We start from the raw sequence: 26,949 nt of genomic DNA, 5'->3' as shown, positions 1-26,949 counted from the left end.
GGGTCTACACCGCCAGCGCCATGTAGAACTGCGTGCCCTGTCCCGGCCGCGAATAAACGCCCATTCGCCCGCCATGCAACTGTACGATTTCCTTGCACAACGCCAAACCAAGCCCGGCACCGCCCTTCTTGCGTCCGACCTGGACGAAGGGCTCGAAGATCCGCCCCTGCTGACCGTAGGCAATGCCTTCACCGTTGTCTTCAACGCTGATAATCACTCGCTCACCATGGCGCCGCGCCTGCAAACGTATCAGTCCATCCTGGGCGGTATGACGCAAAGCGTTATCGATCAGGTTATCGAGCACCCGGTCCAATTGCGCCTGGTCGGCCTGCAATCGGGGTAACGGCCCCTGCACTTCCACCCGCAGCTCAATACCCTTCTGCGCCGCAGCCCCGGCAAAGCGTGCCTGAGCCTGTTCCAGTAACTCTTCAATGGAACAAGGCGCCAGCGTGAGTTTCTGCAACCCGTTTTGGTAGCGCGAGAAATTCAGCAGGTCGTTGATCAGCTGCATCAAGCGCTGCATTTCTTCGTTCACGGTGTCCAGTAAATCGGCTTCGCGAGAGTCTTCAGGAAATTTCGCCCGTTCGCGGAACAGCCCGAAGGCCATGTGCATCCCGGTCACCGGGGTGCGCAACTCATGGGAGGCGCGCAAGACGAACTCGCTGCGCACCCGTTCGAATGCACGCTGTTCTGTGACGTCATGCAGCACCATCACGGCGCCAAGAATGTGGCCCTGCGTATGGCTGACAGGGGTCAGGCTGTACGTCAGTAACCTCGACTCACCGTCGACCTCAATACTCAGGTCTTCCGGCGCCCGCTCCAAGGTCCCGCCGCGCAGCACCAATTGCAGCTGCTCATCCAGTTCTGGACGATCGAGCGCTGTGCCCAGCCCTTGACCGAGTCGGTCGGTGTCCCACCCCAACTGACGCTGGGCCACGGGGTTGAGGTGTTCCAGATGCCCTTCGCGGTCGATCATCAACAACCCATCGTCGATGCTGTCGAGTACCGCTTGCAAACGCTGCTGACCGGCGAGCAGCTCGTCGATGTTCATCGCCTGATGCTCACGCAGCGCCTCTGCCATGATGCCGAAGCGCTTGGTCAGCTGGTTCATTTCCTCGGCGGAGGAAACCGGCAGTGTCACCTCGAAATTACCCTGGCCGATGTCGTCGGCAGCCTGGACCAACGCTTCAATCGGAGCGCCAAACCGCCGGGCGATTGCATGGGCGGTCACGAACCCGATGATCAGCACGGCCAGCCCTATCAAACCGAGCAGCCCGGCAATCAGCAACGCGCGTTCCCGGGCCTGGCGTTCGATGTCATTGATGTTATCCAGGGAACGCTTTTGTTCGGAGACGAGACCGCTGCGCAGGGTATTGAATTTTTCCAACAGCGCCTCGTTGCCGGTCAATACGGGCACCGAGGCTTGTGTTTGATCGTAGGCCTGAAGAAAGTCGAGGTAGTCAGCCTTCGCCTGTGTGAAACCGTAGCCGCCATTGCCGGATTGCTGAAGGGAAGTGCCTTCGTCAAGCAGCTCGAGGTAGTGCTGCCTGGATGCCTGGAACGCTGCGGGATCGGGATTTTCGTCGATCATGATCATCAGTTGATCGCCCAAGGCCTGACGCAATTTCAAGCCCAGGTCCAGCGTGACAAAGTTTTTGCGAACCAGCACTTCCTGGGTACCAGCCATCTGCATCACGCTGACCAGCCCGAGCAAGAGCCCGAGCAGCGCCACGGTAATCAGCGCCGAAATACTCAGGAACAGCCGAGTACGCAGCTTCATCGCCAGTTTCATTGCCGGCTCACAGGTTGTACTGCTTGCGTTTGCGATACAGGGTCGAGGCATCGATGCCAAGTGTCTTGGCCGCCTGATCGAGGGTATCGGCGGTGGCGAGGACGGCACCGATGTGAGCTTTCTCCAATTCATCCAGGCTCAACGCCGCACCGATTCGAGGGGCGTTGTTGGTCGGGGTCTCGGCCATGCCCAAGTGGCTGATCTCGACACGTTCCTGAGGGCAGATAATGCTCGCCCGCTCCACCACGTTACGCAGTTCGCGGATGTTGCCGGGCCAGCGGTAACCCAGCAACGCTTCGCGAGCCTCGTCGCTAAAGCCACGTGCCGGACGTGCGTACTCCTTGACGAAACGCGCCAGGAAACGGTCGGCCAGGTTCAGAATGTCCTCCCGACGCTCGCGCAGTGGCGGCAAGTGCAAGGTAATGACGTTCAGGCGATAGAGCAGGTCTTCACGGAAACGACCGTCGCGCACCATGTCTTCGAGGTTCAGGTTGGTCGCGGCGAGGATGCGCACATCGGCGCGGCGGGTCACGGGGTCCCCCACGCGCTCGTATTCCTTGTCCTGAATGAATCGCAGCAACTTGGGTTGCAACGTCAGGGGAAAGTCGCCGATCTCGTCGAGAAACAAGGTACCGCCGTCCGCTTGATTGACCCGGCCCAAGGTGCTTTCGCTGGCACCGGTGAAGGCGCCGCGGCTGTGGCCGAAGAGTTCACTTTCCATCAATTCCGCCGTCAGCGACGGGCAGTTGATGGTGACGCAGGATTTCTTCTGGCGTTTGCTCCAACCATGGATGGCTTGGGACAGTTCACCTTTACCGGTACCGGACTCGCCGAGAATCAGAATGTTGGCGTCAGTGCTGGCGACCTGCCGTGCGGTTTCGAGAACCACTTTCATGGCCGGGCTATGGGAATCCAGTCCGTCCTTGGGTTTACGCACTTCGCCTTCAAGGGCTTCCAGCCGTGCCGAGAGCTGCCGAACTTCCAGCTGTTTGGCGGTGGCCAGACGCAACTGGTCGGGGCTGCAAGGTTTGACGAGGTAGTCGGCGGCACCGGCCTGGATCGCATCCACGGCGGTGTCGACAGCCGAGTGAGCGGTGACGATCACCACCCGCATCCAGGGTGCCTGAATGCGCATCTGGGCCAGCACATCCAGGCCATTGTCTTCACCCAGGCGCAGATCGAGGAAGCACAGATCAAAAACCTGACGTTGCAGCAACGCATCGGCCTGCGCTGCACTGTTCGCGGTGGCGACGCTATAGCCTTCATCTTCAAGGCAATAGCGGAAGGTTCGCAGAATGGCGGATTCGTCATCCACCAGCAGAATGCGGCCTTGATGCTCAGTGGCTGATTCCATGTTCCTGCGCTCCTTTAATGAATGATCTTGAGTTAGTCCCGGAAAAATCGGGCAAGTTGCATGGTTGATTCTGATCCATTCCAGCCATGGCAGGGTAGCTCTCTACTCATCCATTAGCTAATGGACTGATTTCTCTGGTTTTTTACACAAAAATCGCCGTTGAGGCGATTACCTGCGTTCCTTTCTGACATCCGCGCCCTCCTCTCAATTCAAAAATAATCAAAGTTGCCGGGATTCGATCGTGCAATACGCACGACCCTGCACGGCCCATCGTGCAGGATGCGTCCGTCGTGATTTATACGTAAGATCTAACATATTGATTTAAAACGATTTTTTTCTTTGAAAAAGCTGGCATGCAGGCTGCAATAGTCTAGATAACCAGGGCCATTTTGAATCGACGCCCACTAAACAAGATCACCACCAGAGTGGGAGGAGTTTCAGGATGAATCGCCAACGTGTCGCCCAATTGCGTATCTCGCCGTTGCATATCCAACAAGGACTGTTTGGCATTCTGGCGCTGCTGATCACGCTGATCGCAGGTCAGCAGTTTGTGCTTTGGGAACAGAGCCAGCAACCAGAGGCTCCGCACCTGTCGATTCAACGCGCTACCCAGACCCATTTCAGCGCCGTCAGCAGCAGCCAGGCTGACCTCGCACCGATGCGAATGATGGACGTCGACCAGGCGCAGCCTGTGGATGAGATGCCCCGTCAGGAACGTTGGGTGTTCTGAGCAACCGGACTTGGCGCGCTCAATGCGCCGGGAAAAGCAACACAAGCTGCACCTCTAATATAGAAGCGTAAGGAGAATCACCATGTTGAGCTGGGCAATTACATTCTTGATCATTGCCATCATTGCTGCAGTACTGGGCTTCGGTGGTATCGCGGGCACCGCCACGGGTATCGCCAAGATTCTCTTTGTCGTGTTCCTGGTGATGTTTATTGCTTCCTTCTTCTTTGGCCGTCGCGGTCGAGGCTGAACATGAGCGTTTTGTTAAAGACACTGGCAGCCGCCCTGCTTCTGGGCGGTAGTGCCATGGCGATGGCGGCCAATGACGGCCAGACGCGGGCCAGCGAATTATTGAATTCGGACCCGCAGTACCGTGAAACGTGGACTAAAGTCGTTAAAAAGGAAGAACGACTGCCGGAATGGGTGATGAACCTGTCTGGCGATGCCGAGCAAATGAATGCTGTTGAAGAGGATGGCGACAAGTACCTGGTCGGGCCGCTTTGCGAAACGCAACCGACGTGCCTGAACAAGCGCTTGATCGTGGCTTTCAGCTTCGACAAACAGGACGCCTACGCCATGCTGGTCGAAGTACCTGCAGGATTGCCGGCCGACAAGTCGCCAACGCGACATGCCGACTACCGCTTCCTCGGGAAACCGAACCAAGGCATGCAGGACATGTTGATGGAACAGCTCAAGAAAGATCCGAACTGGTACTGAGTTTGAAACACGAAAGGAGCAGCATCGCTTCTTTCCAGTGCGCTACCCGAGGAAGGTAGACGCATGACCAAGGGGTCGGGACGTTCTGACTGTTTCAGGGTCGGAGTGACCTACGGGCACATGGAGTGTCTGCGCAAGGGCCGGGTCAGGTAATAAAGCTGCGACGCAAGTTCGCCAGCCCAGAGTGGCTGGACGGACTTGCGAAGAGCTTCAACGTGCAAAGCGTTGATCTAGAGCACTGCACCCTATTCCCCCTGCTGCATATTCCCCACAAAACCGTTTCGCGGTGTTTCTTCACGACCGTATATCGAGAAACCTTCGACTTTCGGCAGAAGAGTTTTCGCTGCCAAACGTAGGCTTTTTCCGAAATTTCGTCATGAATTCAACTGTTTAAAAAACAACCAACCTCCTCTGAAATGGCCGGTTCACGGCACTTATGCCTGCCGAAATGTCGTATTCGAACCGGTTGGGACGCGAGTTTCAATTAAAAAAGCTCATGCCGATTCGGCATAGGGTAGGCGTTTACGGCATTAGACGTCGCATCCTTGCATCGGAATAGTTGCGCCTTTTTTCGCCTGCCAGAGAGCCGAAACAAAGCGCTCCGGGGCACCTTATACGGGGGCAGATGCGCAGACTTTTTCGCCACGAGCGTTCCAGTTCTTGCATTCGCCTGAGTCAAACGCAAGTAAGGGTAAAGATATGAAGAAGGCAAAGCTCAGCCTCGCCTGGCAGATCCTCATCGGTCTGGTTCTGGGGATAGCAATCGGTGCGCTGCTCAACCATTTCAGTGCCGAAAAAGCCTGGTGGATCAGCAACGTCCTGCAACCGGCAGGCGATATCTTTATCCGTCTGATCAAGATGATCGTGATCCCGATCGTCATCTCCTCGTTGATCGTCGGCATCGCTGGCGTAGGCGATGCGAAGAAACTCGGGCGTATCGGCCTCAAGACCATCATTTACTTCGAGATCGTCACCACCATCGCCATCGTGGTCGGTCTGGTGCTGGCCAACGTGTTCCATCCGGGCACCGGCATCGACATGAGCACCCTGGGTACGGTGGATATTTCCAAGTACCAGGCCACAGCTGCCGAGGTTCAGCATGAACACGCGTTCATCGAAACCATCCTCAACCTGATCCCGTCGAACATCTTCGCGGCCATGGCCCGCGGCGAAATGCTGCCGATCATCTTCTTCTCCGTATTGTTCGGCCTCGGTCTGTCGAGCCTGCAATCGGACCTGCGCGAGCCGCTGGTGAAGATGTTCCAGGGCGTATCCGAGAGCATGTTCAAAGTCACCCACATGATCATGAACTATGCCCCGATCGGCGTGTTCGCACTGATCGCGGTGACCGTGGCCAACTTCGGTTTCGCTTCTCTGATACCGCTGGCCAAACTGGTGATCCTGGTTTACGTCGCCATCGCCTTCTTCGCCTTTGTCATTCTCGGCCTGATTGCCAGGATGTTTGGCTTCTCGGTGATCAAGCTGATGCGCATCTTCAAGGATGAGCTGGTGCTGGCCTACTCCACCGCCAGTTCCGAAACCGTGCTGCCGCGCGTGATCGAGAAGATGGAAGCCTACGGCGCGCCGAAAGCCATTTGCAGCTTCGTGGTGCCGACCGGTTACTCGTTCAACCTCGACGGCTCGACCCTGTACCAGAGCATCGCGGCGATCTTCATTGCCCAGCTGTACGGCATCGACCTGTCGATCAGCCAGCAATTGCTGCTGGTGCTGACCCTGATGGTGACGTCCAAAGGCATCGCCGGCGTACCGGGCGTGTCCTTCGTAGTGCTGCTGGCCACCTTGGGCAGCGTGGGTATTCCGCTGGAAGGCCTGGCCTTCATCGCCGGTGTAGACCGCATCATGGACATGGCGCGTACTGCCTTGAACGTGATCGGCAATGCCTTGGCCGTGCTGGTCATCTCCCGCTGGGAAGGCATGTACGACGACGCCAAGGGCCAACGCTACTGGAACTCGCTGCCGCACTGGCGCAGCAAGGAAAAGCTGCCAGTTGGCGAGGTTTCCAAGAACTAACGCAAAACCTTGCAGGAGTGAGCCTGCTCGCGATAGCGGTGCATCAAACAACAGAGATGTTGGATGTGCCGCCCCCATCGCGAGCAGGCTCACTCCTACAAAGGTCCGGTGTAAGCCGAACAAACAAACCCCGGAGAAATCCGGGGTTTGTCGTTTCTGCACACCCCGCTATCATTCGCGGCATTCTTCGGGGGATTTAACTGTGCTCAATGGCCTGTGGCTTGGCTTTTTCATCGTGGCTGCCGTTTCGGCACTGGCGCAATGGCTGATCGGCGGTAACGCCGGGATCTTCGCGGCGATGGTGGAAAGCATTTTCGCCATGGCCAAGTTATCGGTCGAAGTCATGGTTCTGCTGTTCGGCACCCTGACCCTCTGGCTGGGCTTTCTGCGAATTGCCGAGAAGGCCGGGATCGTCGAATGGCTGGCCAAGGCGCTGGGCCCCTTGTTTTTGCGCCTGATGCCGGAAGTGCCGGCCGGTCACCCGGCCATCGGCCTGATCACGCTGAACTTTGCCGCCAACGGCCTGGGCCTGGACAACGCCGCCACGCCAATCGGCCTCAAAGCCATGAAGGCGCTGCAAGAACTCAACCCCAGCGCCACCATCGCCAGCAATGCGCAGATCCTGTTCCTGGTCCTCAACGCCTCCTCCCTGACCCTGCTGCCGGTGACGATCTTCATGTACCGCGCCCAGCAAGGTGCGCCCGATCCGACGCTGGTGTTCTTGCCGATTTTGCTGGCAACCAGCTGCTCGACACTGGTGGGCCTGCTGTCGGTGGCGTTCATGCAACGTCTGCGACTGTGGGACCCCGTGGTGCTCGCGTACCTGATTCCCGGTGCCTTGGCCCTCGGTGGCTTCATGGCGCTGCTGGCGACGCTCTCGGCGACCGCTCTGGCCGGCCTGTCATCGATCCTCGGCAACCTGACGCTGTTCGGGTTGATCATGCTGTTTCTGGTGGTTGGCGCATTGCGCAAAGTGAAGGTCTACGAAGCGTTCGTCGAAGGCGCCAAGGAGGGCTTCGACGTGGCCAAGAACCTGCTGCCGTATCTGGTGGCGATGCTTTGCGCCGTTGGCGTACTGCGGGCGTCCGGGGCGCTGGATTTTGGTCTGGACGGGATTCGGCATCTGGTGGAGTGGGCAGGTTGGGACACGCGCTTCGTCGACGCACTGCCGACAGCGATGGTCAAACCGTTCTCCGGCAGCGCCGCGCGGGCGATGCTGATCGAAACGATGAAGACCTCTGGCGTGGACAGCTTCCCGGCGCTGGTGGCGGCGACGGTCCAGGGCAGTACGGAAACGACATTCTATGTGCTGGCGGTGTACTTCGGCGCGGTGGGCATCCAGCGGGCGCGGCACGCGGTGGGGTGTGCGTTGCTGGCGGAGTTTGCTGGCGTACTGGGCGCCATCGGCGTTTGCTACTGGTTCTTCGGTTAACCAACGATCCCCTGTGGGATCAGCCTGCTCGCGATAGCGGTGTGACAGTCAACATTAGTGGTGACTGATTTACCGCTATCGCGAGCAGGCTCACGCCTACATGGGGCCCGTGTTGGCTTTAAGGGCGACTTTCTGGCCTTGCTCTACCGTCCAAGCCACCACCTGCGCCGTCAACTGATCACTCGCCTGGCCAAATCCGGCCACCACCGCCGGCACTTTCACATCGCTCAATGGCTGACGCACTTCAAAGCGGTGGCTGGCGAGGATGCGCTGGTCATACCCGCGCACCAGCAAGGCATCCAGCCGCACGACCACGCTCGCAGCGGTGCCTTGGTACTCAGTCTGAAATGCTTGCAGGCTCCCGCCCAACTCCAGATCTGCCTGGAAGTTGCTGTCATCCGTGCTCAGCAGCGGCACTCGACCGTCCCGCTGGAAACCATCCAGCAACCGATTACGCAGCAACACCGGCGCCGGATCACTCCAGCGCGAGGCGGTGTAGCTGCTGATCAGATCACCTTGCGGGATCACGGCGATTTTCGGGCTGTTCAACGCTTCGCTGGCCTGCGGCTTGGTCAGGCGCAGCGACCATCCTTGCGGCGTGCCGTGGCTGGCCGAAACGCTGCTCTGGGCCGACGGCAAGCGATAGACATCGGAGGGCTCGGACTTGGGCAGGATCGAGCAGGCGCTGACCAACGTGAAGCTGGCGAGGAGGGCGAAGGTCGCAAGCTTCATGGCGTGAACTCCTTGTTCTTGTCATTGCCCAGCAAATAACCGCTGGGGTTGGCTTCCAGGCGCTGGGAGATGGCTCGCAACGACGTCAGGGTGTCGCGCAGCTCGCGCACCGCTGGCGCCAGGCCATTGAGGCCCTGCAAGCCGCTGTTCAGGGAATCCTGGTTGGTCGTGAGCAACTTGTTGATGGTCGCGCTGCTTTGTTCCAGTGATTTCATCGCCTGCTCGGCGCTGCCGAACATCTGCTTGCCCTGATCGTTGAGCAAGCCGTTGGCGTTGCGCATCAGCGTCGACGTCTGTTCCAGCATGGCGCCTGCCTGCTTGCCGACGGAGGCCAGTTGCTGCATCGCCTGACGAATATCACCGCGCTGGTCGGCGATGGTCCCGGTGGTTTGTTCCAGATGTTCCAGCGTCTTGCTGATGCGCTCGACGTTCTCCGTGGAAAACATCAGGTTGGCGTTATGCATCAGTGTGTTCACACCGGCCATCAGGTCGCCGCTGTCATTGAGCAAGCGAGCGATAGGCGAGGGTGAAGCGACAATCACCGGGAGATGGCCGTCCTTGCCTTTGAGGGTCGGGCTTTGCGGCGTACCGCCACTGAGTTGAATGATCGATGTGCCGGTGATCCCGGTCAGCGCCAGGATGGCCCGGGTGTCTTCTTTGATCGGCGTATCGCCGCCCAGGCGAATCCGCGCCAGCACCCGGCGCGGGTCTTTCGGGTCCAGGCGCAACGTCACCACATCACCGACCTTGATCCCGCTGTACTGCACGGCGCTGCCCTTGGACAGACCGCTGACCGCCTCGTTGAAGACGACTTCGTAATCCTTGAACTCGGTGTCGACACTGGACTTGGCCAGCCACAGGCCGAAGAGCAGGGCGCCTGCCACCACAATCACGGTGAACAGGCCGATCAATACATGATGGGCTCGGGTTTCCATGTCAGACCTCTTTCAACTGTTGAGCGGCGGTCAGCGCCGCGCGGCCGCGAGGGCCATGGAAGTATTCGTGAATCCACGGGTCGTCGGTTTCCGAGACCTTGTCGATGGCGTCCGCCACCAGCACCTTTTTCTGCGCCAGCACCGCCACCCGGTCGGTAATGGTGTAGAGCGTGTCGAGGTCATGGGTCACCAGAAACACACTCAGGCCCAACGCATCGCGCAACGTCAGGATCAATTGATCAAAGGCTGCGGCGCCAATCGGGTCGAGGCCGGCGGTGGGTTCGTCGAGAAACAGAATGTCCGGGTCCAGCGCCAAAGCCCGGGCCAGCGCCGCGCGCTTGATCATGCCGCCAGACAGCGAGGCAGGGTATTTGTCCGCCGCGGACAGCGGCAACCCGGCCAACGCCAGTTTCACCGCCGCCAGATGCTCGGCGTCTTCACGGCTCAGGCCGGCGTGTTCGATCAGGGGCAGGGCGACGTTCTCGGTCACGGTCAGCGAAGAAAACAGGGCGCCTTTCTGGAACAGCACGCCGAAACGCCGTTCGACCATCGAGCGTTCATGTTCGGGCAGCGTCGGCAGGTTCTTGCCAAAGACCTTCACCACACCCTCGCTGGGCTGGCGCAAGCCGACGATGCTGCGCAGCAGCACCGATTTCCCACTGCCGGAACCGCCGACCACGGCAAGGATTTCACCTTTGTACAAATCGAGGTCAAGGTTTTCGTGCACGCTCTGGCTGCCGAAGCGATTGCACAGCCCACGGACTTCGATCACCGCCTCGGAGGGCGCTCGGGGTAAACGACTCACCAGCCCATCTCCATGAAAAACAGCGCGGCCACGGCATCGAGCACGATCACCACGAAAATCGACTGCACCACGCTCGACGTGGTGTGCGCGCCCACGGACTCAGCGCTGCCACTGACCTTGAAGCCTTCGAGGCAACCGATTGCAGCGATCAGGAACGCGAAGATCGGCGCTTTGACGATCCCCACCAGAAAGTGCTGAACGCCAATATCGGTTTGCAGCAGCGACAGGAACATCGCCGGCGAGATACCCAGCGATACGGCGCAGACCACGCCACCGCCGATGATCCCCGAGAGCATGGCTAGGAAGGTCAGCATCGGCAACGCCACCAGCAGCGCCAGCACCCGTGGCACCACGAGCAATTCCATCGGGTCGAGGCCCAGTGTGCGGATCGCGTCGATTTCTTCGTTAGCCTTCATCGAACCGATTTGCGCGGTGAACGCACTGGCGGTGCGGCCGGCCATCAGAATCGCGGTCAGCAACACACCGAACTCTCGCAGGAAGGAGAACGCCACCAGGTCCACGGTAAAAATACTCGCACCGAAGCTGGCCAGCACCGTCGCCCCGAGAAATGCCACCACCGCACCGACCAGAAAGGTCAGCAGGGCGACGATGGGCGCGGCGTCGAGGCCAGTCTGTTCGATGTGCGCGACCATGGGCGTGATGCGCCAGCGCTTGGGACGAAACAGATTGCGGGCAATGGTTTCGAGGATCAGGCCGACGAAGCCCAACAATTGCAGCGTGTCCTGCCAGACGGTGTCGACTGCGCGGCCAATGCGGGTCAGCAGTTGAATGCCGACACTGATCTCCGGTTCCTTGACCGGTACGCAGAAGTCGCTGAGCGAGCAATAAACCGTCTGCAACAAGGCACGGTCTGCAGAAGAGAGGGTGCAATCAGGGTGTTCGGCGGATCGGCCCAAGCGCTCGGACCCGAGCAATTCCACCAACAACGAAGCCCCGGCGGTATCGAGCGCACCGAGGCCATTGAGGTCGATGTGCGTGCTGTCGTCGTATTGGCCGCGGAGCTTTTCGCTCAGGTGCTTGAGATCGGCGTAGTGGGCGAGCGTCCAGTCGCCCGTGACCCGCAGTTGAGCAGGGGAGTGAGAGACATCTAGCTGGGCATTGCCGGCCATTGTGCTGCTGGTCATAAGCTCCGTGCTTGTTCGGCTATTAGCGCAGCGCTACTAATAGCACGAACCGGATTACTTTTCTTTGATCGGTGTGCTGTCCGTGATCTTGAAGCGCAGCACGCCGATGACCTGGCCATCCTCGGTCAGCACTCGCACCTGCCATTTACCGGCAGGATTGCCCGGGAAATTCTGCTTGTGGGTCCAGGCACGGTAGCCTTCCTTGCGTCCGCCGTGGATGTCCAGCGGGATACGGTCGACCTCTTTACCGTTGAACTGCCACACGTGATAAATCCGCTCATCGAGGCCGCGCGGGGCGTTGATGGCGGTGTAGGCGTACAACCCGTCCCCACGGATCTGCTCGGCGCTGACTTCGTCCAGACTCTTGCCGGGTGTGCGGTCCTGCATTTGCGTGCTGATCGCCACGTCGGTCATCCATAAAGTGGCCGGCGGCACCCACGAACGCAGCACCCAGCCGAGGGCACCGATGCCCAGCGTGATACTCAGGATCGCCAACGCGTTGCGCACCGTGCGGATCGGGAAGATCGAGGCCAGGCTCGGGAACGACAGTAAAACAGCGGTGCCCAGCGCCAGTTTGAAGCTTTGCGAAGTGGTCAGGTGCAAGATGACGGGCAGCGCGGTGAGCAGCGCGGCAAACAGCGTCAGCGTGTGCAACGCCAGGAACGCCCAGCGCCGGGGTGCCAGCCATTTGTAGTAGAGCGGGTCGATGATGGAAATCAACGCCGCCATGCTCAGCAAACCGGTGAAGAAAAACTGGCCACTGTTCCAGGTTGTGGTGATGAAAAAGAACGGCAGGACGAAGAACAGGCTTTCCTGGTGGATCATCTGCGTGGCGTAACGCAGCAAAGGCTGGGGGATTTCGCGCTTGAAGAGTTTGGTGAACAACTTGGTCAGGCTGTTTTCCAGCATCAGCCAGATCCAGCTGAGCACCATGATGATGGTGATCCAGGTCGCCAGGCCCTGTTGCCGATCCACCAGGATGAAGCTGCCGACTCCCGAGATAAAACCACCGAGCGCAATGACCCCTGGATAGCGCTTCATCAATTCCAGGATGCGCTGGACGTACAGGGTCAGAGTAGGCATTCGGCGGTTCGCAATAGTCGTGGGAAAAATCCTCGACAGAGTACCGCCCGGGCGGGGGCGTGGCGAGGGGATACGTCCGTTTTCCCTATACAACATTGTGGCGAGGGAGCTTGCTCCCGCTGGGGTGCAAAGCGCCCCCAAACCCGCACACTGCGTGTCATCAGGTAGAGCGCAAGCACCGGTTTTACGACTGCTGCGCAGCCGAGCGGGAGCAAGCTCCCTCGCCACAAAAGCCCTGCTGCCAGGGCGGCCAGTTACCGGCGGCGATGGACTCGCCAAGCCAATACCCCGAGGACAAGCAATCCAAACACCCCGGCCATCGCCCACATCAACTGGTCATAACTCATCAGCGGCTTCTCGATCCGTACATACCCCGGTTGCATGAGCAACTCGCGCATGGCCTTGTTCGCTTCTTCCAGCGTCACGCCTTGCAGTTCCCTGGCCGGGGCGGCGAAACGCCCGTCCTGGTAGTCGCCCAGCGCGCTCCAGTAGTAATCGGCCAGCGCGCTGTTGCCTTGCACGGCCCAAGCCTGGCGGGCGATGGCGGCCTGTTTGAGGCGGTTGAAGGTGTTTGCGTCGAGACCGTCCTTGAGCAAATCGGCCTTCAAATCCTCCAGCACCTGCTGGGCCTTAGGCACGTCATCGCGCTCAAGGTCGGCGTTCAGGCTCATGAAGCCCACCCCGCCAAACACCTCGCGCTCGGCCGAGGGGCCGTAGGACAAACCGTGGGACAGGCGCAATTGGCGGTAGAGCGCCCAGTCCAGATAGTCCTTGAGCAGGTCGAAGGTTTCGTCGTGCTGATCCTGCAGCACCGGTTCCGGCACCAGCCAATGCAACTTGGCGCCGCCGCCGACGAAACCATCGCTCAGCGTTCGTTCGTGGGCGGCACTGGCCTGGATTTCCGGCAAGGGCAGGTGATCGGTAGGCTCGACCGCTTCAAGTTCACCATAGGAGCGTTCCAGATACGCCGGCAACAACTTGTCGAGCTCGCCAACCACGATCAGCGTCATGTTATTGGGCGCGTACCAGGCCTTGCGTACCGTCTCCAGTTGCTCGCGAGTCAGGTTGTCGACTTCCGGGCGCTCGGGGCATTTAAGGCCCAGCTCCACTGCCAGCTGATTGCTCGCGGTGTGGCCCAGGTCCTGACGATCCAGCCAGCGCTGCAAGTGCGAGTAATGGCCGCCGTCCTCACGCTCGACCACTTGTTTGGCGGCGTTGATGGCGTTGTCGTCGATTCGGGTCTGCGTCAGCAGCGCCAGCAGCAGGTCGAGCACCTTGCGCTGGTTTTTCGCCGGGGCTTCAATGACGAACGTCGTGTCAGCGTTGCTGGTGAACGCGTTCCACTCACCGCCCAACGACTGCATGCGCTCTTCCAGGCCGCCTTCGCCGGTTGCATCGATGCCGCTGAACAACAAGTGTTCGAGCAGATGCGGCAGCTCCTTGTCGGCGCAGCTGAAATCATCCAGACCTACGCCGACCACCAGGCGAATCGCCACGTGCCCGCGCTCGGTGCCGGGTTTGAGCAGTAATTGCAAACCGTTGGGCAGCGTATAGCCCTCGACCTGGAAACGATCCAGGGCAAACGAAGGAAATGAGCCAAGCAACAGACAGGCGAACAGCAGACAACGCATAGCAAGCTTCCATACGGCTGATTGGAGATCCGTGTCGCTTTCCAGGCAGCCATCGCGAGCAGGCTCGCTCCCACATTGGTTTTGTGAACACCACAATTCAAATGTGGAAGCGAGCCTGCTCGCGATGATCTTGAACCGGAACCACTGTTACTGACTGACCACACCGCCAGACGTTCAAGGCGAATGCGTGATGTCAGCCATATCGTCGACCGCCAGTGCACCGGTGTCCGATGTTTCCAGCACCACATAAGCGCTGCTGCAGAACAGCGAGTTCAAGCGCTTCATGTCGGCGATCAGCTCCAGGTGCAGTGAACTGGTCTCGATACTTTGCACGATCTTACGTTGCAGACGGCTGACGTGAGCATGGGCCAGGCGGCGTTCCTGTGCGCGAAAGCGACGTTTCTCACGCAGAAGCTGGCGGGCACTTTCCTTGTCGGCACTGAGAAATACCGACAAGCCCAAACGCAGGTTGGAGATCAACTGGCTGTGCAACCCGGCCAGTTCTTCCAGACCAACCTCGGAAAAAGACCGGCGCTGCGAGGTTTTCTGCTGCTGCACCTTGCGCAGCATGCGTTCGATCAAATCGCTGGCCAGCTTGAGGTTGATCGCCAGTTCGATGATTTCCGCCCAACGCCGGCTGTCTTGGTCGCTCAAATCTTCTCGGGGCATTTGCGCCAGGTAAAGCTTGATGGCGCTGTAGAGCGCTTCGACATCATCCGTCAGTTTGCGCATTTCCTGGGTGATGGCGGATTGTTTACCACGCAGCACGTCGAGCATTGCTTCGAGCATGTTGTCGATCAGATCGCCCATGCGCAGGGTTTCTCGCGCGGCGTTGGCCAATGCCAGGCTGGGGGTGACCAGCGCGGTCGGATCAAGGTGGCGGGGTTTCGCCGTGCCGTTGAGCTCCGGCCGCTCCGGCAGCAGCCACGCGCAAAGCCTGGCCATCGGGCCGACGCTGGGCAACAGGATCAGGCAGCGCGCGGTGTTGTAGAGCAGGTGGAAGCCAATGACCATTTCCTGGGAGCTGAAGTCGAGGCTGTCGATCCAGTGCACCAGCGGGTCCAGCACCGGAATGATCAGCAGCAGCCCGATCAGTTTGTACAGCAGGCTGCCGAGCGCCACCTGACGGCCAGCGGCGTTTTGCATGCTGGTGCTGAGAAACGCGAGGATACCGCTGCCGATGTTGGCACCGATCACCAGGCCGATCGCCACCGGCAGGCTGATGACGCCGGCGCCAGCCAGGGTTGCGGTCAGCAGCACGGCGGCCAGGCTGGAATAGGAAACCATCGCGAACAACGCGCCGACCAGGGCATCCAGCAGGATATCGCCAGTCAACGAGGCGAAAATCACTTTCACGCCCTGCGCCTGGGTAATCGGCGCGGCGGATTCGACGATCAGTTGCAGCGCCAGGATGATCAGCCCGAGGCCGATGCTGACGCGACCCATCTGGCCCAGGCGAGTCTGCTTGCGGGACAGGAAGAAAATCACCCCGAGAAAAATCAGCAGCGGCGACAGCCACGACAAATCAAACGTCAGCACCCGCGCCATCAGCGCCGTACCGACATCCGCGCCGAGCATCGTTGCCAGGGCGGGCGTCAGCGCCATCAGGCCCTGACCGACGAAGGATGTGACGAGCATGGCCGTGGCGTTGCTGCTCTGGACCATCGCGGTAACGACGATCCCCGAGATGAACGCGAGCCAGCGTTTGGACATGTTCTGGCCGATCACATGGCGCAGATTGGAACCGTAGACCCGCAAGATGCCGGTTCGGACGATGTGCGTGCCCCAGATCAACAAGGCCACGGCCGATAACAAATTGAGCAGGGTGAGCATGCAGGCCCCCTGTGGTGGTAGCGCCCCAGAGGGGCAAGTTGACGGTGCCGCGCGACGTTCTACGTTCTGTACTTAAGCTGTAGTTGGCTAACGGTCTGGGCGCCAGCATCGCATAGCTAAAGAAGTGATTGAAACAAAACTGTCATGAAAACAGGTTGATGCAGAGAGTAAAAAAGGGACCCGAAGGTCTCAGCCGGACAGTTGAAAAGGTGCGCGACACAACCCCTGTGGCGAGGGAGCTTGCTCCCGCTGGGCTGCGCAGCTGCCCTAAGATCATTGGTAGTTCAATCGCTAAAGAAATCGTCGCCTAGCCCTACGTCGATCAAATATTTGGGAATGTCGAGTCTCGTGCGACTTCTCTGTATGACTTCCCGATATGAACGTTCAAAAAATCAACTGGGTGGTGAAAAGAAGTCAGACAAATGAACAGGGTAAAAAACGCTGCTCTTTGCAAACACCAACGCCGCCTTCTGAAGCGGCTCTTCATTCGCTGTAGTAATCCGAACCGACACTGACATCAATCAGATACTTCGCCGTTTTCGGGTCGCGCTCATCACAGCGGGCGTAGCATTTGACGTTTAGCGCAAGACTGTATTTGTGAGGTATAAGGAGCATCACGATGACTACCTGATCGAACAACTGCCTTTGCAAAGCGTTTTTTTCTACTTCGCTGCCGACGGCTAACCAAGAGTTATCTTGTGGGTTGCGCGGTACCCAGCCCGAGTCTTTTAGCTTCCCCTGCAACTGAGTGAGTAAGGGAATCAGCTGATTGAAAGGCAAGGTCTCCAACATTGGAGAAGTTGTCATGGTCGAGACTTTACCTTCATCAAAACCAACGGCGCCAAACTTGGTTGCTGGTAGCGTAAAACCATGCTCAGGATCATCAAAATGGATGATGACTGGCTCTGATATCCATGTAGAACTAGGATGCGGTGGCGTGCTTGGATAAAAAGCGGTATTCGCAGGCACCGAAAACGTTGAGTCCTCAACGGTATCCTTGTAAGACTTCCCTATGTGCGCACTCAAAACTTCCGTATTCCAATTGAAGTAGGCAATACACAGCCCAATAACAATTGCACTCATGCTTATCAGAGATAGCCTGGTGAGTGGTTTCATCAGCGGATCCCTCCACCTTGAGATATTTCTGTAATGGATTGCTTTAGTTGGGCTTTTGAAGTGGGGTTTTTTAATAAGGCATCGAATTGTGTTGCAGCACGAAGTACGAATTCCATTCGTTGATCCTTGTTTGCCAGATTGGCCAATGGATTACTGCCGAAGGCAACCTTTCGCCCGTCTGCCGCTTTGCATTGACTTGCCAGAGTCAACTGGATTTCTTCTGCGGCTCCGGACAGCATCCCTGTGACTACTGATACGACATCTCCAGCATGGGTGCCGCGCATTAGGTAAGCGAAGTGGGAATCGTCATACATCGCAGGTTGCAAAATGTTCAGCTGTTCATGACCGGCCATGAATTCGACGCTTTTGGTAATTCTTCCTTCATCTATGGCTTTGAAAGTATCGGTCACTTCTGCACGCGCTGCACCGAACTCTACTTTGTCAGCGATGGGCCACAGAACTTCATTTTTTAGTTGGTTGCGTTTGGAAAGACAGGCTTCCATTTCTTTGAAGCCCCGCACCATAAAAAACCGATGCAGCGGATAAACATCCAGAAACAGCGAGGTGTTACCAAGGGCCAGCATTTCATACACATAGTCCAACTGCTGCTGAACAGCGGAACGGGAGTTGTCGCCAAAGGTAATATCCTCAGTGGGAAGAGGATTGGCCGCTTTGGCGTTCGCTAATTCTTTCTCGATTTCCGGATCAGTCTTGCTGAGCTTGAACCCAAATCCTTCGAAAAGGGTTTCCGACTTCCCCGTCCTCAATTTCTCCTGCGCCGCCTTCTGCGCCGCAATAGCCGTTTGTAACTTGGTCGCATGGATCAACCCACACCCCACCTGCTTCGAAGCAAACGCCGCCAACCCCGCCCACTGAAACCGGTTATCCGCCAGCCACAATTGTGCATAGGCCGCGTTGATCTTGCGGTTACGGGCTTGCGGGTCGGCAATCAACACGCCGCCCGGTGCGACCCAATCTTCGGCTTCTTTTTGAAACCTGCGCCACAGGCAATTACAGGTCAGTAATGGCACTTCAACGCGGGTTTTCGGGTTAGGGCCGCCCTTAGTGGTTTAGCGTTTGCAAACGGGGAGTTCGCAGGTGCTGTCCCAGAGTTTCTTCATGTCCAGGTCGTCTGGGGCCATGCATTGTCCAGTCATTTCATTCTTCCTTGAGGCGTCAGACAGTCCAGCGGACGACGGCGAGGTCGGGCTGCAGGGTAGCGACGCTTTGGGTCATGCCCTCCGCGTTGGTCTGGCCTTTGACGATCCGGCCTTCAGCGGTTTCGATTTCGTAGTCCTGTTGGGCAATCGGTTCGCCATTGCCAGCGCTGACGGCTTTGAATTCGACCAAAGGCTGGCCAATGATCGGCAAGGGCGGGATGAAGGGCGCAGGGGAATGAGAGTTGCCGATGATGACGTTGCCGGAGCCGCCAATCACCACACCGCCATGGCTGGTGGTGCTATCGAGCGTATGGCATTCAGGCCGTTGATGAACACGGTTGAAGAGAATCCACCGTTCAGGGCCTGGCCGCAGGTGCATGTGTCGCTGACCCGAGCGGCCGCAAGACCGTTGAAAAAGACATCGGGTGAGCCGCTGGCAATCGGATTGGTGCCGTGGCCGGGAAGGGGACAGGTGGTCGGGTCCGTGAGGCGTGCAGCCGGTTTTCCAGACATATGCATTCCTTGTCATTGTCAGTTGAAGCGAGCGAGGGACGCTAACCACCAGAGCTCGGTGCGTCAACCTTTGAACACGCCATCGTGAAGTATCCGCAATCGAGTGTTGAATAACCTCGATCCGCCAGGCTAATCACAGAGCAAAAAAAGTGGGAGTGAGCCTGCTCGCGATGAGCCTTCACATTCAACGTCGATGTTGAATGACAGGCCGCTATCGCGAGCAGGCTCGCTCCCACAGGTTTTGTGCACTGACTGGCAGCAGCCAGTGCACAGGTTCGGGTTATTGCCCCGGAATGTCCTTGCGCAGTTTCACCGGATCCTGCTGTTTGCGCTTTTTAGCAATCGCGGTGCGCATCTTGATGTTGATCGCTTCCACCGCCAGCGAGAACGCCATGGCGAAGTAGACGTAGCCTTTTGGCACGTGAACGTCGAAGGATTCGGCAATCAGCACCGTACCGACGATCAGCAGGAACGACAGCGCCAGCATCTTCAGCGACGGGTGCTTGTCGATGAACTCGCTGATGGTGCCGGAAGCCAGCATCATCACCAGTACGGCAACGATGATCGCCGCGACCATGACCGGTACATGAGAGACCATGCCGACGGCGGTAATCACCGAGTCCAACGAGAACACGATGTCGATGATCGCGATCTGGATGATGGTGTAGAGGAAGTTGCCGCCCTTGCCACCCGGCTCTTCGTTCGTTTCGTCTTCACCTTCCAGCGCGTGGTACATCTCTTGCGAGCTCTTCCACAGCAGGAACAGGCCACCGAAGAACAGAATCAGGTCTCGCCCGGAAATGCCTTGGCCGAACACTTCGAACAAGTCGGCGGTGAGGCGCATGACCCAAGTGATCGACAGCAGCAACAGGATCCGCGTGACCATGGCCAGCGCCAGGCCGAAGATCCGGGTGCGCTGCTGCATGTGTTTGGGCATGCGGCTGACCAGGATCGAAATCATGATGATGTTATCGATACCCAGGACGATTTCCAGGGCGGTCAGGGTAAAGAAGGCAACCCAGATTTCAGGGTTGGTCAGCCATTCCATGTGTATTCCTTTGAGCGAGTGTTAAACCACAAAAGGCCCGGCTTCAAACAGCGAAGCCTGGACCCTTTGTGGTGAGTCTTGGGCTTATAGAGTGCTGAACAGCGGAAAAATCCCCATCAGCAATGCGGCTACCAGTATGCACATGCACACCAGCACTGCCCATTTCAGGGTAAAGCGCTGATGGTCACCAAAATCGATACCGGCCAGGGCCACCAACAAGTAGGTCGAGGGTACCAGCGGGCTCAACAGGTGGACGGGCTGACCGACGATCGAGGCACGTGCCATTTCAACCGCGGTTATACCGTAATGACTGGCGGCTTCGGCAAGTACTGGTAACACGCCGTAATAAAATGCGTCGTTCGACATAAAGAACGTGAACGGCATGCTCACCAGCGCGGTAATCACGGCCAGGTACGGGCCGAGGAAATCAGGAATCACCGCCAGCAGGCTTTTCGACATCGCATCGACCATGCCGGTGCCCGACAGGATACCGGTGAAAATGCCCGCCGCGAAGATCAAACCGACCACCGCAAGTACGCTGCCAGCGTGAGCCGCGACGCGATCCTTCTGCTGTTGCAGGCAAGGATAGTTGACGATCATGGCAATACTGAACGCCACCATGAACAACACCGGCATCGGCAACAGACCGGCAATCAGGGTGCACATCAGGCCCAGGGTCAGGGCGCCGTTGAACCAGATCAACTTCGGACGACGGGCATCCGGGAATTGCGAAACGCTGATTTCACTGTGGTCGACTTCATCGCCCACCAGGTGCAATTCACCCAGACGCGCACGCTCGCGTTTGCCGTAGAAGTAGGCAATCGCCAGGATTGCCACCACGCCGAACGCCATCGCTGGAATCATCGGAACGAAAATGTCGGACGGGTCCACATGCAGCGCACTGGCCGCACGGGCAGTCGGGCCGCCCCATGGCGTCATGTTCATCACGCCACCGGCGAGGATGATCAGGCCGGCCATGATCCGCGGGCTCATGCCGATGCGACTGTAGAGCGGCAGCATGGCGGCCACGCAGATCATATAAGTGGTTGCGCCGTCACCGTCGAGGGAAACGACGAGCGCCAGTACGGCGGTGCCGACCGACACTTTCAGCGGGTCGCCCTTGACCAGTTTGAGGATCTTGCGCACGGCCGGGTCGAACAGGCCGGAGTCGATCATCAGGGCGAAATACAGAATGGCAAACATCAGCATCACGCCGGTCGGCGCCAGCTTGGTGATGCCTTCGAGCATCATCGGGCCGATCTTCGGCGCGAAACCACCGAACAGGGCGAAGACGATAGGAATGATGATCAGGGCGATCAGCGCGGACAGGCGCTTGGTCATGATCAGGAACATGAACGTGATGACCATGGCGAAGCCAAGGAAAGTCAGCATGGGAATACTCCAGGCGTAGCGCGGCTAGGGAATGGGCGAACCGGGTGGGTCAGCGCAGAACGGGAAGCACGAGGCGTACGGGCGGAGTTGCAGCGAAGCGGCGGGTAGCAGAGGACATCAGAATCACCATTGTTGTTGTTAAATGGGCTGTGCGAGCGATAAAACACTGGCATTGGCCGACCGGTCTTTTGCCGGCAGTGGGGGCGATCCTAATCGGGGAAGCTTTCACCCAGCTTTCGCTGCTGAAAGCATTGACCGGATGTGCAACCGGTCGTCGGACTGGGGCAGAGAGGGCGACCGAGTTGCGGGCATCGCGAGCAGGCTCGCTCCCACACTGGATCTGTGTCGTATACAAAACCATGTGGGAGCGAGCCTGCTCGCGAAAGCGTCAGGAAATACGCATCAGGAGGTAAGGTCATGAGCGAATTTCACACCGGCGGCTGCCACTGCGGACAGCTGCGCTATCAATTCAGCGGACCTTTGCACGACATCGCCCACTGCCATTGTTCGATCTGCCGGCGCGTCAGCGGCGGGATCGTGACAACTTGGATCACGGTTCCCGTATCGGCCTTTAAATGGCTGAAAGGGACGCCGGCGCAGTACGAATCTTCAACTACCTGCGTGCGCTATTTCTGTCCGAACTGTGGGGCGCAAGTGGCGTTGATCACACATCTGAGCCCCGAGAGTATCGACGTGACCATCGCCACCCTCGATCACCCGGAGCAAGCCCCGGCCGAGCGTCACATCTGGACCCGCAGCCACTTACCCTGGCTGCACTTGGACGAACATTTGCCCGGCGAAGCCGAAGAAAACCTCTGATCAAAAAATAGACAGGTCCAGCGGTCGGATTGCGCCCATCCAGATCGCGTGCTCGGTGTGGTCCAGCAGATCGTCGCCGGTGTCCGGGTGCAGAAACACCACCAAACCCTTGCGGTTGAGCGCCAGCCACGGCAGCACTTCGCCGATCAGCTCCGGCCCGAACGCCAATTGGCAACTCCAGTCCGGGTGCGGACCCACGGGACGTTCATGCACGCGGCCCATTTTCAGCGGGAACACCTGCGCGGCGTGCTCACACAGCGCTCGCGCCTGATCAATGCTCGTGGCGTCGAAATAGACATGGGCGTGGTAACCCTTGATCTGTTGCATCTGAAACCCTCTGAAACCCAGTCGAACCCTCACCTATTCCCACAGGTCACACGCCATATACGTTGTGAACAAGGAACCTCAGCCATGAAAAATGCCGAAACCCCGGTGGTCAAAGTGGTGCTTTATGGTGCCATGAGTAGCCTGGGCAGTGCGCTGATGGCTGAAATGCTAAGGCGTCAACATGAAGTGATCGCGATTCTGGATGACCTGACGGCGCTCCCACCGCGCCCGGGATTGCGCACCAAGACCGGCGATCTGTTCGAGGCTGAGCGGGTCAAGCAAAGCGTGGCGGGCAGTTCGGTGGTTATTTGCCTGCTGGATGCCCCCGGATTGCCATTCAATAGCGAGACCGTTGAAAAAACCATCGTTCCAGGCCCGGTCGAACAGGTGTTGGCCGTGGACGCGCTGATCGAGGGCATGCAGGCGGCCGGTATTGCCCGGCTGTTCCTGGTGGGGGATTTTGCCGAACTCGACGACACAGAGGCTGAAGCGCTGGACCCCCTTCAGCGGCATGCCGCCGAGGAAATCCTTGATGCCCTGCAAAGCAGTGCCTTGCACTGGACCCTGGTCAATGCGCCTCGCGGAGTGCCGGGGCTGACGATTGAACATTTCAGCCACGTCAGCAGCAGCCTTGAACCGGGCCTGGCCGAACCGCTTGAACGGTTGAACCGCGTGGCCGTAGGGATTGCCGATGAGCTGCGGCTGAATCTTCACGTTCGCGAGCATGTGAACTTCGTTTCGACCGACCCTACACGGCGATAGACGGCAGCGGTAAACCATTCAGCGATTGGGCGCTGCTGGCCTGCTCCGCCATCAACCAGTCCACAAATTGTTGGATCAATACCCCACGCCGTTTTCGCTGGGGCAAAACCACGTAATAGCCGAGCCTGGAAATCACCGTGTCGGCTATCGGTCGACACAACAAACCTTGCGCCAGCAAGTTATCCACAAGGTGCCGCCAGCCGATTGCAACACCCTGACCACCAATCGCCGCTTGAATCAGCAACGTGTAATTGTCGAAGCGCAATTGCCCGGGGGCCGGGGCCGATGTAATCCCTAACTCGCGAAAGACGCCGCTCCAGTCAAACCAGTTGCTGCTGTTTTCGCCGCGCAGGTGCAGCAGTGGAAATTCCAGCAATGACTGGGCCGGCAAGGGCAGGGGACGATCCTTCAACAGCAGCGGGCTGCAGACCGGAAACACTTCTTCACTGAACAGCCAATGGCTTTCGCCCTGCTTGAAGCGGCCATCCCCAAACAACACCGCCACATCGATATCAGTGCGCAGCATGTTGTGATTGCGCTCGCTGGTGACCAGGCTGACGTCGACGTGGGGATTGGCTTTATGAAAGCGGTGCAATCGGGGCATCAGCCAATACGCGGCAAAAGCGAAATCCGTGGCTACCTGCAAGACTTCATGTTGATGCTGTGTGCTGATCGCGCTTAATCCGGCATCGATATTCTGCAAACCGAGCTGAACCTGCTCGAAAAGAATGGTCCCGGCCTCAGTCAACTCAATGCCACGGTAAATGCGATCAAACAACCGCGCGGTGAGTTGTTCTTCCAGGCGTTTGATCTGCTGGCTCACGGCGGGCTGCGTAGTGCCCAGCTCTACCGCTGCGGCGGTAAAACTGCGATGGCGGGCCGCCGCTTCAAACGCTCGCAGCAGGTCCAGCGACAAACTTCCAAGGGCGTCATACATAAGCGGTGCTTATCCTAGTCATTGCCGTGCATGGGCTTTACCACAAAGTGCATGGACTCCATGCTCGATCGCAGCACTCTCGCATAAATATTCACTATGGAATGCCGCGATCACATGAAGCGCAAGAATATTCTTTTCATCATGGCCGATCAGATGGCCGCGCCAATGTTGCCGTTCTACGGTTCCTCGCCCATCAAATTGCCCAATCTCAGCCGCCTCGCCGCCGAAGGCGTGGTGTTCGACGCCGCTTATTGCAACAGCCCACTATGCGCGCCGTCGCGTTTCACCCTGGTCAGCGGTCAATTGCCGAGCAAGATCGGCGCCTACGACAACGCGGCCGATTTCCCCGCCGATGTACCGACTTATGCCCACTACCTGCGTCGTCTCGGCTACCGCACCGCGCTGTCGGGCAAGATGCATTTCTGTGGCCCGGATCAACTCCACGGCTATGAAGAGCGCCTGACCAGCGACATCTACCCGGCCGACTACGGCTGGTCGGTGAACTGGGATGAACCGGACGTGCGTCCGACCTGGTACCACAACATGTCTTCGGTGCTGCAGGCCGGGCCGTGCGTGCGCACCAATCAGCTGGATTTCGACGAAGAGGTGGTATTCAAGGCCCAGCAATACCTGTTCGATCACATTCGCGAAGATGGCGACCAGCCGTTTTGCCTGACCGTGTCGATGACGCACCCACATGATCCGTACACCATTCCCAAGGCTTTTTGGGACATGTACGACGATGACGACATCCCGCTGCCGGAAACCCCGACGCAAACCGAACTTGACCCGCATTCACAGCGTTTGCTCAAGGTGTATGACCTGTGGGACAAGCCGCTGCCTGTGGATAAGATTCGCGATGCGCGTCGTGCTTATTTCGGAGCTTGCAGCTATATCGACAGCAACGTCGGCAAACTCCTGCAAACGCTGGAAGATACCGGGCTGATCGATGACACCATCATCGTCTTCTCCGGCGACCACGGCGATATGCTCGGCGAGCGCGGCCTCTGGTACAAAATGCATTGGTTCGAAATGGCCGCCCGCGTACCGCTGTTGATCAGCGCACCGGGACAATTCGGCGCCGGGCGCGTCAGTGCTGCGGTTTCCACCGCTGATTTGCTGCCAACCTTTGTAGAACTGGCCGGCGGTTCGCTGGAGCCGGGTTTGCCACTGGACGGTCGTTCGCTGGTCTCGCACCTGCAAGGGCAGGGCGGTCACGACGAAGTCTTCGGCGAATACATGGCCGAAGGCACCATCAGCCCTTTGATGATGATCCGCCGTGGCGCTTACAAATTCATCTACAGCGAAGATGACCCTTGCCTACTCTTCGACGTACACAACGACCCGCGCGAACAGGAAGAACTCAGCCAATCGCCGCAACATCGGCCGCTGTTCGAGGCGTTTCTGTCTGAAGCACGGGCCAAATGGGACATTCCGGCGATCCACCAACAGGTGCTCGCGAGCCAGCGTCGCCGGCGATTCGTCGCCGAGGCGCTGACCATCGGCAAGCTGAAGAGCTGGGATCACCAGCCGCTGGTAGACGCCAGTCAGCAATACATGCGCAACCACATCGACCTCGACGATCTGGAACGTAAAGCACGTTATCCACAACCCTGCCAAAACCAATAATGTTAAGGGGAAGTCCATGCAAAAGTTATCCACAGTACTGACGGTCGGGCTACTGGCTCTGGGCAGTGCATCGGCCTTTGCCGATCAGAGCTGCGACACGGTGAAAATGGCTGATCCGGGCTGGAGCGACATCGCTGCGACCAACGCCATCACCGGGTTTCTGCTGGACGGCATGGGCTACAAGGCCAAGGTCGACACCCTCGCGGTGCCGATCACCTTTGGCGGGCTGAAAGATGGCCAGGTCGACGTGTTCCTGGGGAACTGGATGCCGGCGCAGCAGGGCTTCTACGACAAATTCGTCGCCACGGGTGATGTCACCCAACTGGCGAAGAACCTCGACGGCACCGAATTCACCTTGGCCGTCCCGGATTACGTGTGGGACGCGGGTGTGCATAACTTTTCCGACCTGAATAAATACGCCGACAAGTTCGACAAGAAGATCTACGGCATCGGTTCCGGCGCCCCGGCGAACATCTCGCTGCAAGAGATCATCAAGAAGAACGACTTCGACATGGGCCAGTGGAAACTGGTCGAGTCCAGCGAGCAGGCCATGCTGGCCGAAGTGTCCCGCGCGGTGAAGAAACAGAAGTTCGTGACCTTCCTCGGCTGGACGCCGCACCCGATGAACGTGCAGTTGAAAATGCATTACCTGAAAGGCGGGGAGAAGTATTTCGGCGACACCGGCAGCGTTTATACGCTGACCCGTAAAGGTTATGCACAGGCCTGTCCGAACGTCGGCAAGCTGCTCACCAACCTGAGTTTCACCCAGGAGATGGAGAACAGCATCATGGCCGAGGTGGTGAACAAGAAAATCAGCAATGCCGAGGCGGCCAAGGCATGGATCAAGGCCAATCCTGCCGTGCTGGATAAATGGCTGGATGGCGTGAAGACCGTGGATGGGAAAGATGCGTTGCCGGCGGTAAAAGCGAAGTTGTAAGGGATACCTGTGACGAGGGAGCTTGCTCCCGCTGGGCAGCGAAGCAGCCCTAAAAATCTGCGGGCGCTTCGCTCCCGAGCGGGAACAAGCTC

General features: G+C 58.5%; 24 protein-coding genes and 1 pseudogene. 9 read left to right on the top strand and 16 right to left on the bottom strand.

The annotated features are described in order from the left end of the window. Positions 1–4: 4 nt before the first annotated feature. Complete coding sequence (locus tag FBY01_RS06580; protein ID WP_145306410.1) at positions 5–1,792, bottom strand: ATP-binding protein; 1,788 nt, start codon at positions 1,790–1,792, stop codon at positions 5–7. 7 nt (positions 1,793–1,799) lie between these two features. Next, entirely contained in the window at positions 1,800–3,146 is a 1,347-nt protein-coding gene (gene algB, locus FBY01_RS06575) for a sigma-54-dependent response regulator transcription factor AlgB (protein ID WP_010465602.1), read from the bottom strand. A 442-nt stretch (positions 3,147–3,588) separates the two neighbouring features. On the opposite strand from algB, the gene FBY01_RS06570 reads away from it, so the two are divergent. The 5 genes from FBY01_RS06570 to FBY01_RS06550 all read left to right on the top strand — a co-directional run bounded on the left by FBY01_RS06570 (position 3,589) and on the right by FBY01_RS06550 (position 8,053). Beyond that, positions 3,589–3,876 carry a hypothetical protein gene (locus tag FBY01_RS06570; RefSeq protein ID WP_145306412.1) on the top strand — a complete coding sequence of 96 codons (288 nt, stop codon included), beginning with the start codon at positions 3,589–3,591 and terminating at the stop codon, positions 3,874–3,876. A gap of 82 nt (positions 3,877–3,958) precedes the next feature. Further along, positions 3,959–4,123, top strand: a complete 165-nt coding sequence (locus tag FBY01_RS06565) for a DUF1328 domain-containing protein (protein WP_003177151.1) — start codon at positions 3,959–3,961, stop codon at positions 4,121–4,123. A 2-nt stretch (positions 4,124–4,125) separates the two neighbouring features. Beyond that, positions 4,126–4,590 carry an inhibitor of vertebrate lysozyme family protein gene (locus FBY01_RS06560; RefSeq protein ID WP_010465576.1) on the top strand — a complete coding sequence of 155 codons (465 nt, stop codon included), beginning with the start codon at positions 4,126–4,128 and terminating at the stop codon, positions 4,588–4,590. Between the two features lie 699 nt (positions 4,591–5,289). Further along, positions 5,290–6,621 carry a glutamate/aspartate:proton symporter GltP gene (gene gltP / locus FBY01_RS06555; RefSeq protein ID WP_010465575.1) on the top strand — a complete coding sequence of 444 codons (1,332 nt, stop codon included), beginning with the start codon at positions 5,290–5,292 and terminating at the stop codon, positions 6,619–6,621. Between the two features lie 202 nt (positions 6,622–6,823). Then, a complete protein-coding gene (locus tag FBY01_RS06550; protein ID WP_010465573.1) occupies positions 6,824–8,053 on the top strand; it encodes a nucleoside recognition domain-containing protein in 1,230 nt (409 codons plus the stop codon). A gap of 96 nt (positions 8,054–8,149) precedes the next feature. Here the strand turns inward: FBY01_RS06550 and FBY01_RS06545 are convergent, their stop codons facing one another. The 12 genes and pseudogenes from FBY01_RS06545 to FBY01_RS06490 all read right to left on the bottom strand — a co-directional run bounded on the left by FBY01_RS06545 (position 8,150) and on the right by FBY01_RS06490 (position 21,446). Beyond that, positions 8,150–8,785: an ABC-type transport auxiliary lipoprotein family protein gene (locus FBY01_RS06545; protein ID WP_145306414.1), complete on the bottom strand. Its 636-nt coding sequence runs from the start codon at positions 8,783–8,785 to the stop codon at positions 8,150–8,152. Next, positions 8,782–9,720, bottom strand: coding sequence for an MlaD family protein (locus FBY01_RS06540; RefSeq protein WP_010465569.1), 939 nt, complete (start codon positions 9,718–9,720; stop codon positions 8,782–8,784). The genes FBY01_RS06545 and FBY01_RS06540 overlap by 4 nt, the downstream gene beginning before the upstream one ends. A gap of 1 nt (position 9,721) precedes the next feature. Further along, on the bottom strand, positions 9,722–10,525 hold the full coding sequence (locus FBY01_RS06535) for an ABC transporter ATP-binding protein (RefSeq protein WP_010465567.1): 804 nt from the start codon (positions 10,523–10,525) through the stop codon (positions 9,722–9,724). Further along, positions 10,522–11,670 carry an ABC transporter permease gene (locus FBY01_RS06530; protein WP_010465565.1) on the bottom strand — a complete coding sequence of 383 codons (1,149 nt, stop codon included), beginning with the start codon at positions 11,668–11,670 and terminating at the stop codon, positions 10,522–10,524. The genes FBY01_RS06535 and FBY01_RS06530 overlap by 4 nt, the downstream gene beginning before the upstream one ends. Positions 11,671–11,724: 54 nt before the next feature. Beyond that, positions 11,725–12,753 carry a DUF5924 family protein gene (locus FBY01_RS06525; RefSeq protein ID WP_010465563.1) on the bottom strand — a complete coding sequence of 343 codons (1,029 nt, stop codon included), beginning with the start codon at positions 12,751–12,753 and terminating at the stop codon, positions 11,725–11,727. Between the two features lie 254 nt (positions 12,754–13,007). Next, positions 13,008–14,384 carry a pitrilysin family protein gene (locus tag FBY01_RS06520; RefSeq protein WP_145306416.1) on the bottom strand — a complete coding sequence of 459 codons (1,377 nt, stop codon included), beginning with the start codon at positions 14,382–14,384 and terminating at the stop codon, positions 13,008–13,010. A 174-nt stretch (positions 14,385–14,558) separates the two neighbouring features. Then, complete coding sequence (locus FBY01_RS06515) at positions 14,559–16,217, bottom strand: Na/Pi cotransporter family protein (protein WP_145306418.1); 1,659 nt, start codon at positions 16,215–16,217, stop codon at positions 14,559–14,561. Between the two features lie 483 nt (positions 16,218–16,700). Then, on the bottom strand, positions 16,701–17,333 hold the full coding sequence (locus FBY01_RS06510; protein WP_083375355.1) for a hypothetical protein: 633 nt from the start codon (positions 17,331–17,333) through the stop codon (positions 16,701–16,703). Beyond that, positions 17,333–18,364, bottom strand: a complete 1,032-nt coding sequence (locus FBY01_RS06505; RefSeq protein WP_306092897.1) for a DUF2515 family protein — start codon at positions 18,362–18,364, stop codon at positions 17,333–17,335. Before FBY01_RS06505 ends, FBY01_RS06510 begins: the two co-directional genes overlap by 1 nt. A gap of 145 nt (positions 18,365–18,509) precedes the next feature. Beyond that, a pseudogene (locus FBY01_RS06500) lies at positions 18,510–19,006 on the bottom strand (PAAR domain-containing protein). Positions 19,007–19,286: 280 nt separating this feature from the next. Next, on the bottom strand, positions 19,287–20,054 hold the full coding sequence (locus FBY01_RS06495; RefSeq protein WP_145306420.1) for a TerC family protein: 768 nt from the start codon (positions 20,052–20,054) through the stop codon (positions 19,287–19,289). A gap of 84 nt (positions 20,055–20,138) precedes the next feature. Beyond that, on the bottom strand, positions 20,139–21,446 hold the full coding sequence (locus FBY01_RS06490) for a CitMHS family transporter (protein WP_010465548.1): 1,308 nt from the start codon (positions 21,444–21,446) through the stop codon (positions 20,139–20,141). 417 nt (positions 21,447–21,863) lie between these two features. Between FBY01_RS06490 and FBY01_RS06485 the strand changes: the two genes are divergently transcribed. After that, positions 21,864–22,265: a GFA family protein gene (locus FBY01_RS06485; RefSeq protein ID WP_145306422.1), complete on the top strand. Its 402-nt coding sequence runs from the start codon at positions 21,864–21,866 to the stop codon at positions 22,263–22,265. Here FBY01_RS06485 and FBY01_RS06480 read toward each other — a convergent pair whose 3' ends face one another. Next, the gene (locus tag FBY01_RS06480) at positions 22,266–22,592 is read right to left on the bottom strand and encodes a DOPA 4,5-dioxygenase family protein (protein WP_010465544.1); all 327 of its coding nucleotides are present in this window, start codon (positions 22,590–22,592) and stop codon (positions 22,266–22,268) included. 84 nt (positions 22,593–22,676) lie between these two features. Here FBY01_RS06480 and FBY01_RS06475 point away from each other — a divergent pair, with 84 nt between their 5' ends. Beyond that, a complete protein-coding gene (locus FBY01_RS06475; RefSeq protein WP_010465542.1) occupies positions 22,677–23,354 on the top strand; it encodes an NAD(P)-dependent oxidoreductase in 678 nt (225 codons plus the stop codon). On the opposite strand, the gene FBY01_RS06470 is transcribed toward FBY01_RS06475, so the two are convergent. Beyond that, positions 23,341–24,291, bottom strand: coding sequence for a LysR family transcriptional regulator (locus FBY01_RS06470; protein WP_077748841.1), 951 nt, complete (start codon positions 24,289–24,291; stop codon positions 23,341–23,343). The two genes, FBY01_RS06475 and FBY01_RS06470, sit on opposite strands and share 14 nt — an antisense overlap. 114 nt (positions 24,292–24,405) lie before the next feature. On the opposite strand from FBY01_RS06470, the gene betC reads away from it, so the two are divergent. Both betC and choX read left to right on the top strand, forming a co-directional pair. Then, on the top strand, positions 24,406–25,920 hold the full coding sequence (gene betC, locus FBY01_RS06465) for a choline-sulfatase (protein WP_145306424.1): 1,515 nt from the start codon (positions 24,406–24,408) through the stop codon (positions 25,918–25,920). Positions 25,921–25,936: 16 nt separating this feature from the next. Next, on the top strand, positions 25,937–26,857 hold the full coding sequence (choX, locus tag FBY01_RS06460) for a choline ABC transporter substrate-binding protein (RefSeq protein WP_010465535.1): 921 nt from the start codon (positions 25,937–25,939) through the stop codon (positions 26,855–26,857). The last annotated feature ends 92 nt before the right edge of the window (positions 26,858–26,949 follow it).

Source organism: Pseudomonas sp. SJZ077 (assembly GCF_007993905.1).
Lineage (GTDB): Bacteria > Pseudomonadota > Gammaproteobacteria > Pseudomonadales > Pseudomonadaceae > Aquipseudomonas > Aquipseudomonas mandelii.
The sequence above is the reverse complement of the archived record's forward strand: the minus strand, read 5'-3'. Positions and strand labels throughout refer to the sequence as shown.

Excerpts from the sequence above, each read along its gene's own strand:
- FBY01_RS06580 (WP_145306410.1), bottom strand. The coding sequence starts at position 1,792 with ATGAAACTGGCGATGAAGCTGCGTACTCGGCTGTTCCTGAGTATTTCG.
- algB (WP_010465602.1), bottom strand. The coding sequence starts at position 3,146 with ATGGAATCAGCCACTGAGCATCAAGGCCGCATTCTGCTGGTGGATGAC.
- FBY01_RS06570 (WP_145306412.1), top strand. The coding sequence starts at position 3,589 with ATGAATCGCCAACGTGTCGCCCAATTGCGTATCTCGCCGTTGCATATC.
- FBY01_RS06565 (WP_003177151.1), top strand. The coding sequence starts at position 3,959 with ATGTTGAGCTGGGCAATTACATTCTTGATCATTGCCATCATTGCTGCA.
- FBY01_RS06560 (WP_010465576.1), top strand. The coding sequence starts at position 4,126 with ATGAGCGTTTTGTTAAAGACACTGGCAGCCGCCCTGCTTCTGGGCGGT.
- gltP (WP_010465575.1), top strand. The coding sequence starts at position 5,290 with ATGAAGAAGGCAAAGCTCAGCCTCGCCTGGCAGATCCTCATCGGTCTG.
- FBY01_RS06545 (WP_145306414.1), bottom strand. The coding sequence starts at position 8,785 with ATGAAGCTTGCGACCTTCGCCCTCCTCGCCAGCTTCACGTTGGTCAGC.
- FBY01_RS06540 (WP_010465569.1), bottom strand. The coding sequence starts at position 9,720 with ATGGAAACCCGAGCCCATCATGTATTGATCGGCCTGTTCACCGTGATT.
- FBY01_RS06530 (WP_010465565.1), bottom strand. The coding sequence starts at position 11,670 with ATGACCAGCAGCACAATGGCCGGCAATGCCCAGCTAGATGTCTCTCAC.
- FBY01_RS06525 (WP_010465563.1), bottom strand. The coding sequence starts at position 12,753 with ATGCCTACTCTGACCCTGTACGTCCAGCGCATCCTGGAATTGATGAAG.
- FBY01_RS06520 (WP_145306416.1), bottom strand. The coding sequence starts at position 14,384 with ATGCGTTGTCTGCTGTTCGCCTGTCTGTTGCTTGGCTCATTTCCTTCG.
- FBY01_RS06515 (WP_145306418.1), bottom strand. The coding sequence starts at position 16,217 with ATGCTCACCCTGCTCAATTTGTTATCGGCCGTGGCCTTGTTGATCTGG.
- FBY01_RS06510 (WP_083375355.1), bottom strand. The coding sequence starts at position 17,333 with ATGAAACCACTCACCAGGCTATCTCTGATAAGCATGAGTGCAATTGTT.
- FBY01_RS06495 (WP_145306420.1), bottom strand. The coding sequence starts at position 20,054 with ATGGAATGGCTGACCAACCCTGAAATCTGGGTTGCCTTCTTTACCCTG.
- FBY01_RS06490 (WP_010465548.1), bottom strand. The coding sequence starts at position 21,446 with ATGCTGACTTTCCTTGGCTTCGCCATGGTCATCACGTTCATGTTCCTG.
- FBY01_RS06485 (WP_145306422.1), top strand. The coding sequence starts at position 21,864 with ATGAGCGAATTTCACACCGGCGGCTGCCACTGCGGACAGCTGCGCTAT.
- FBY01_RS06480 (WP_010465544.1), bottom strand. The coding sequence starts at position 22,592 with ATGCAACAGATCAAGGGTTACCACGCCCATGTCTATTTCGACGCCACG.
- FBY01_RS06475 (WP_010465542.1), top strand. The coding sequence starts at position 22,677 with ATGAAAAATGCCGAAACCCCGGTGGTCAAAGTGGTGCTTTATGGTGCC.
- FBY01_RS06470 (WP_077748841.1), bottom strand. The coding sequence starts at position 24,291 with ATGTATGACGCCCTTGGAAGTTTGTCGCTGGACCTGCTGCGAGCGTTT.
- betC (WP_145306424.1), top strand. The coding sequence starts at position 24,406 with ATGAAGCGCAAGAATATTCTTTTCATCATGGCCGATCAGATGGCCGCG.
- choX (WP_010465535.1), top strand. The coding sequence starts at position 25,937 with ATGCAAAAGTTATCCACAGTACTGACGGTCGGGCTACTGGCTCTGGGC.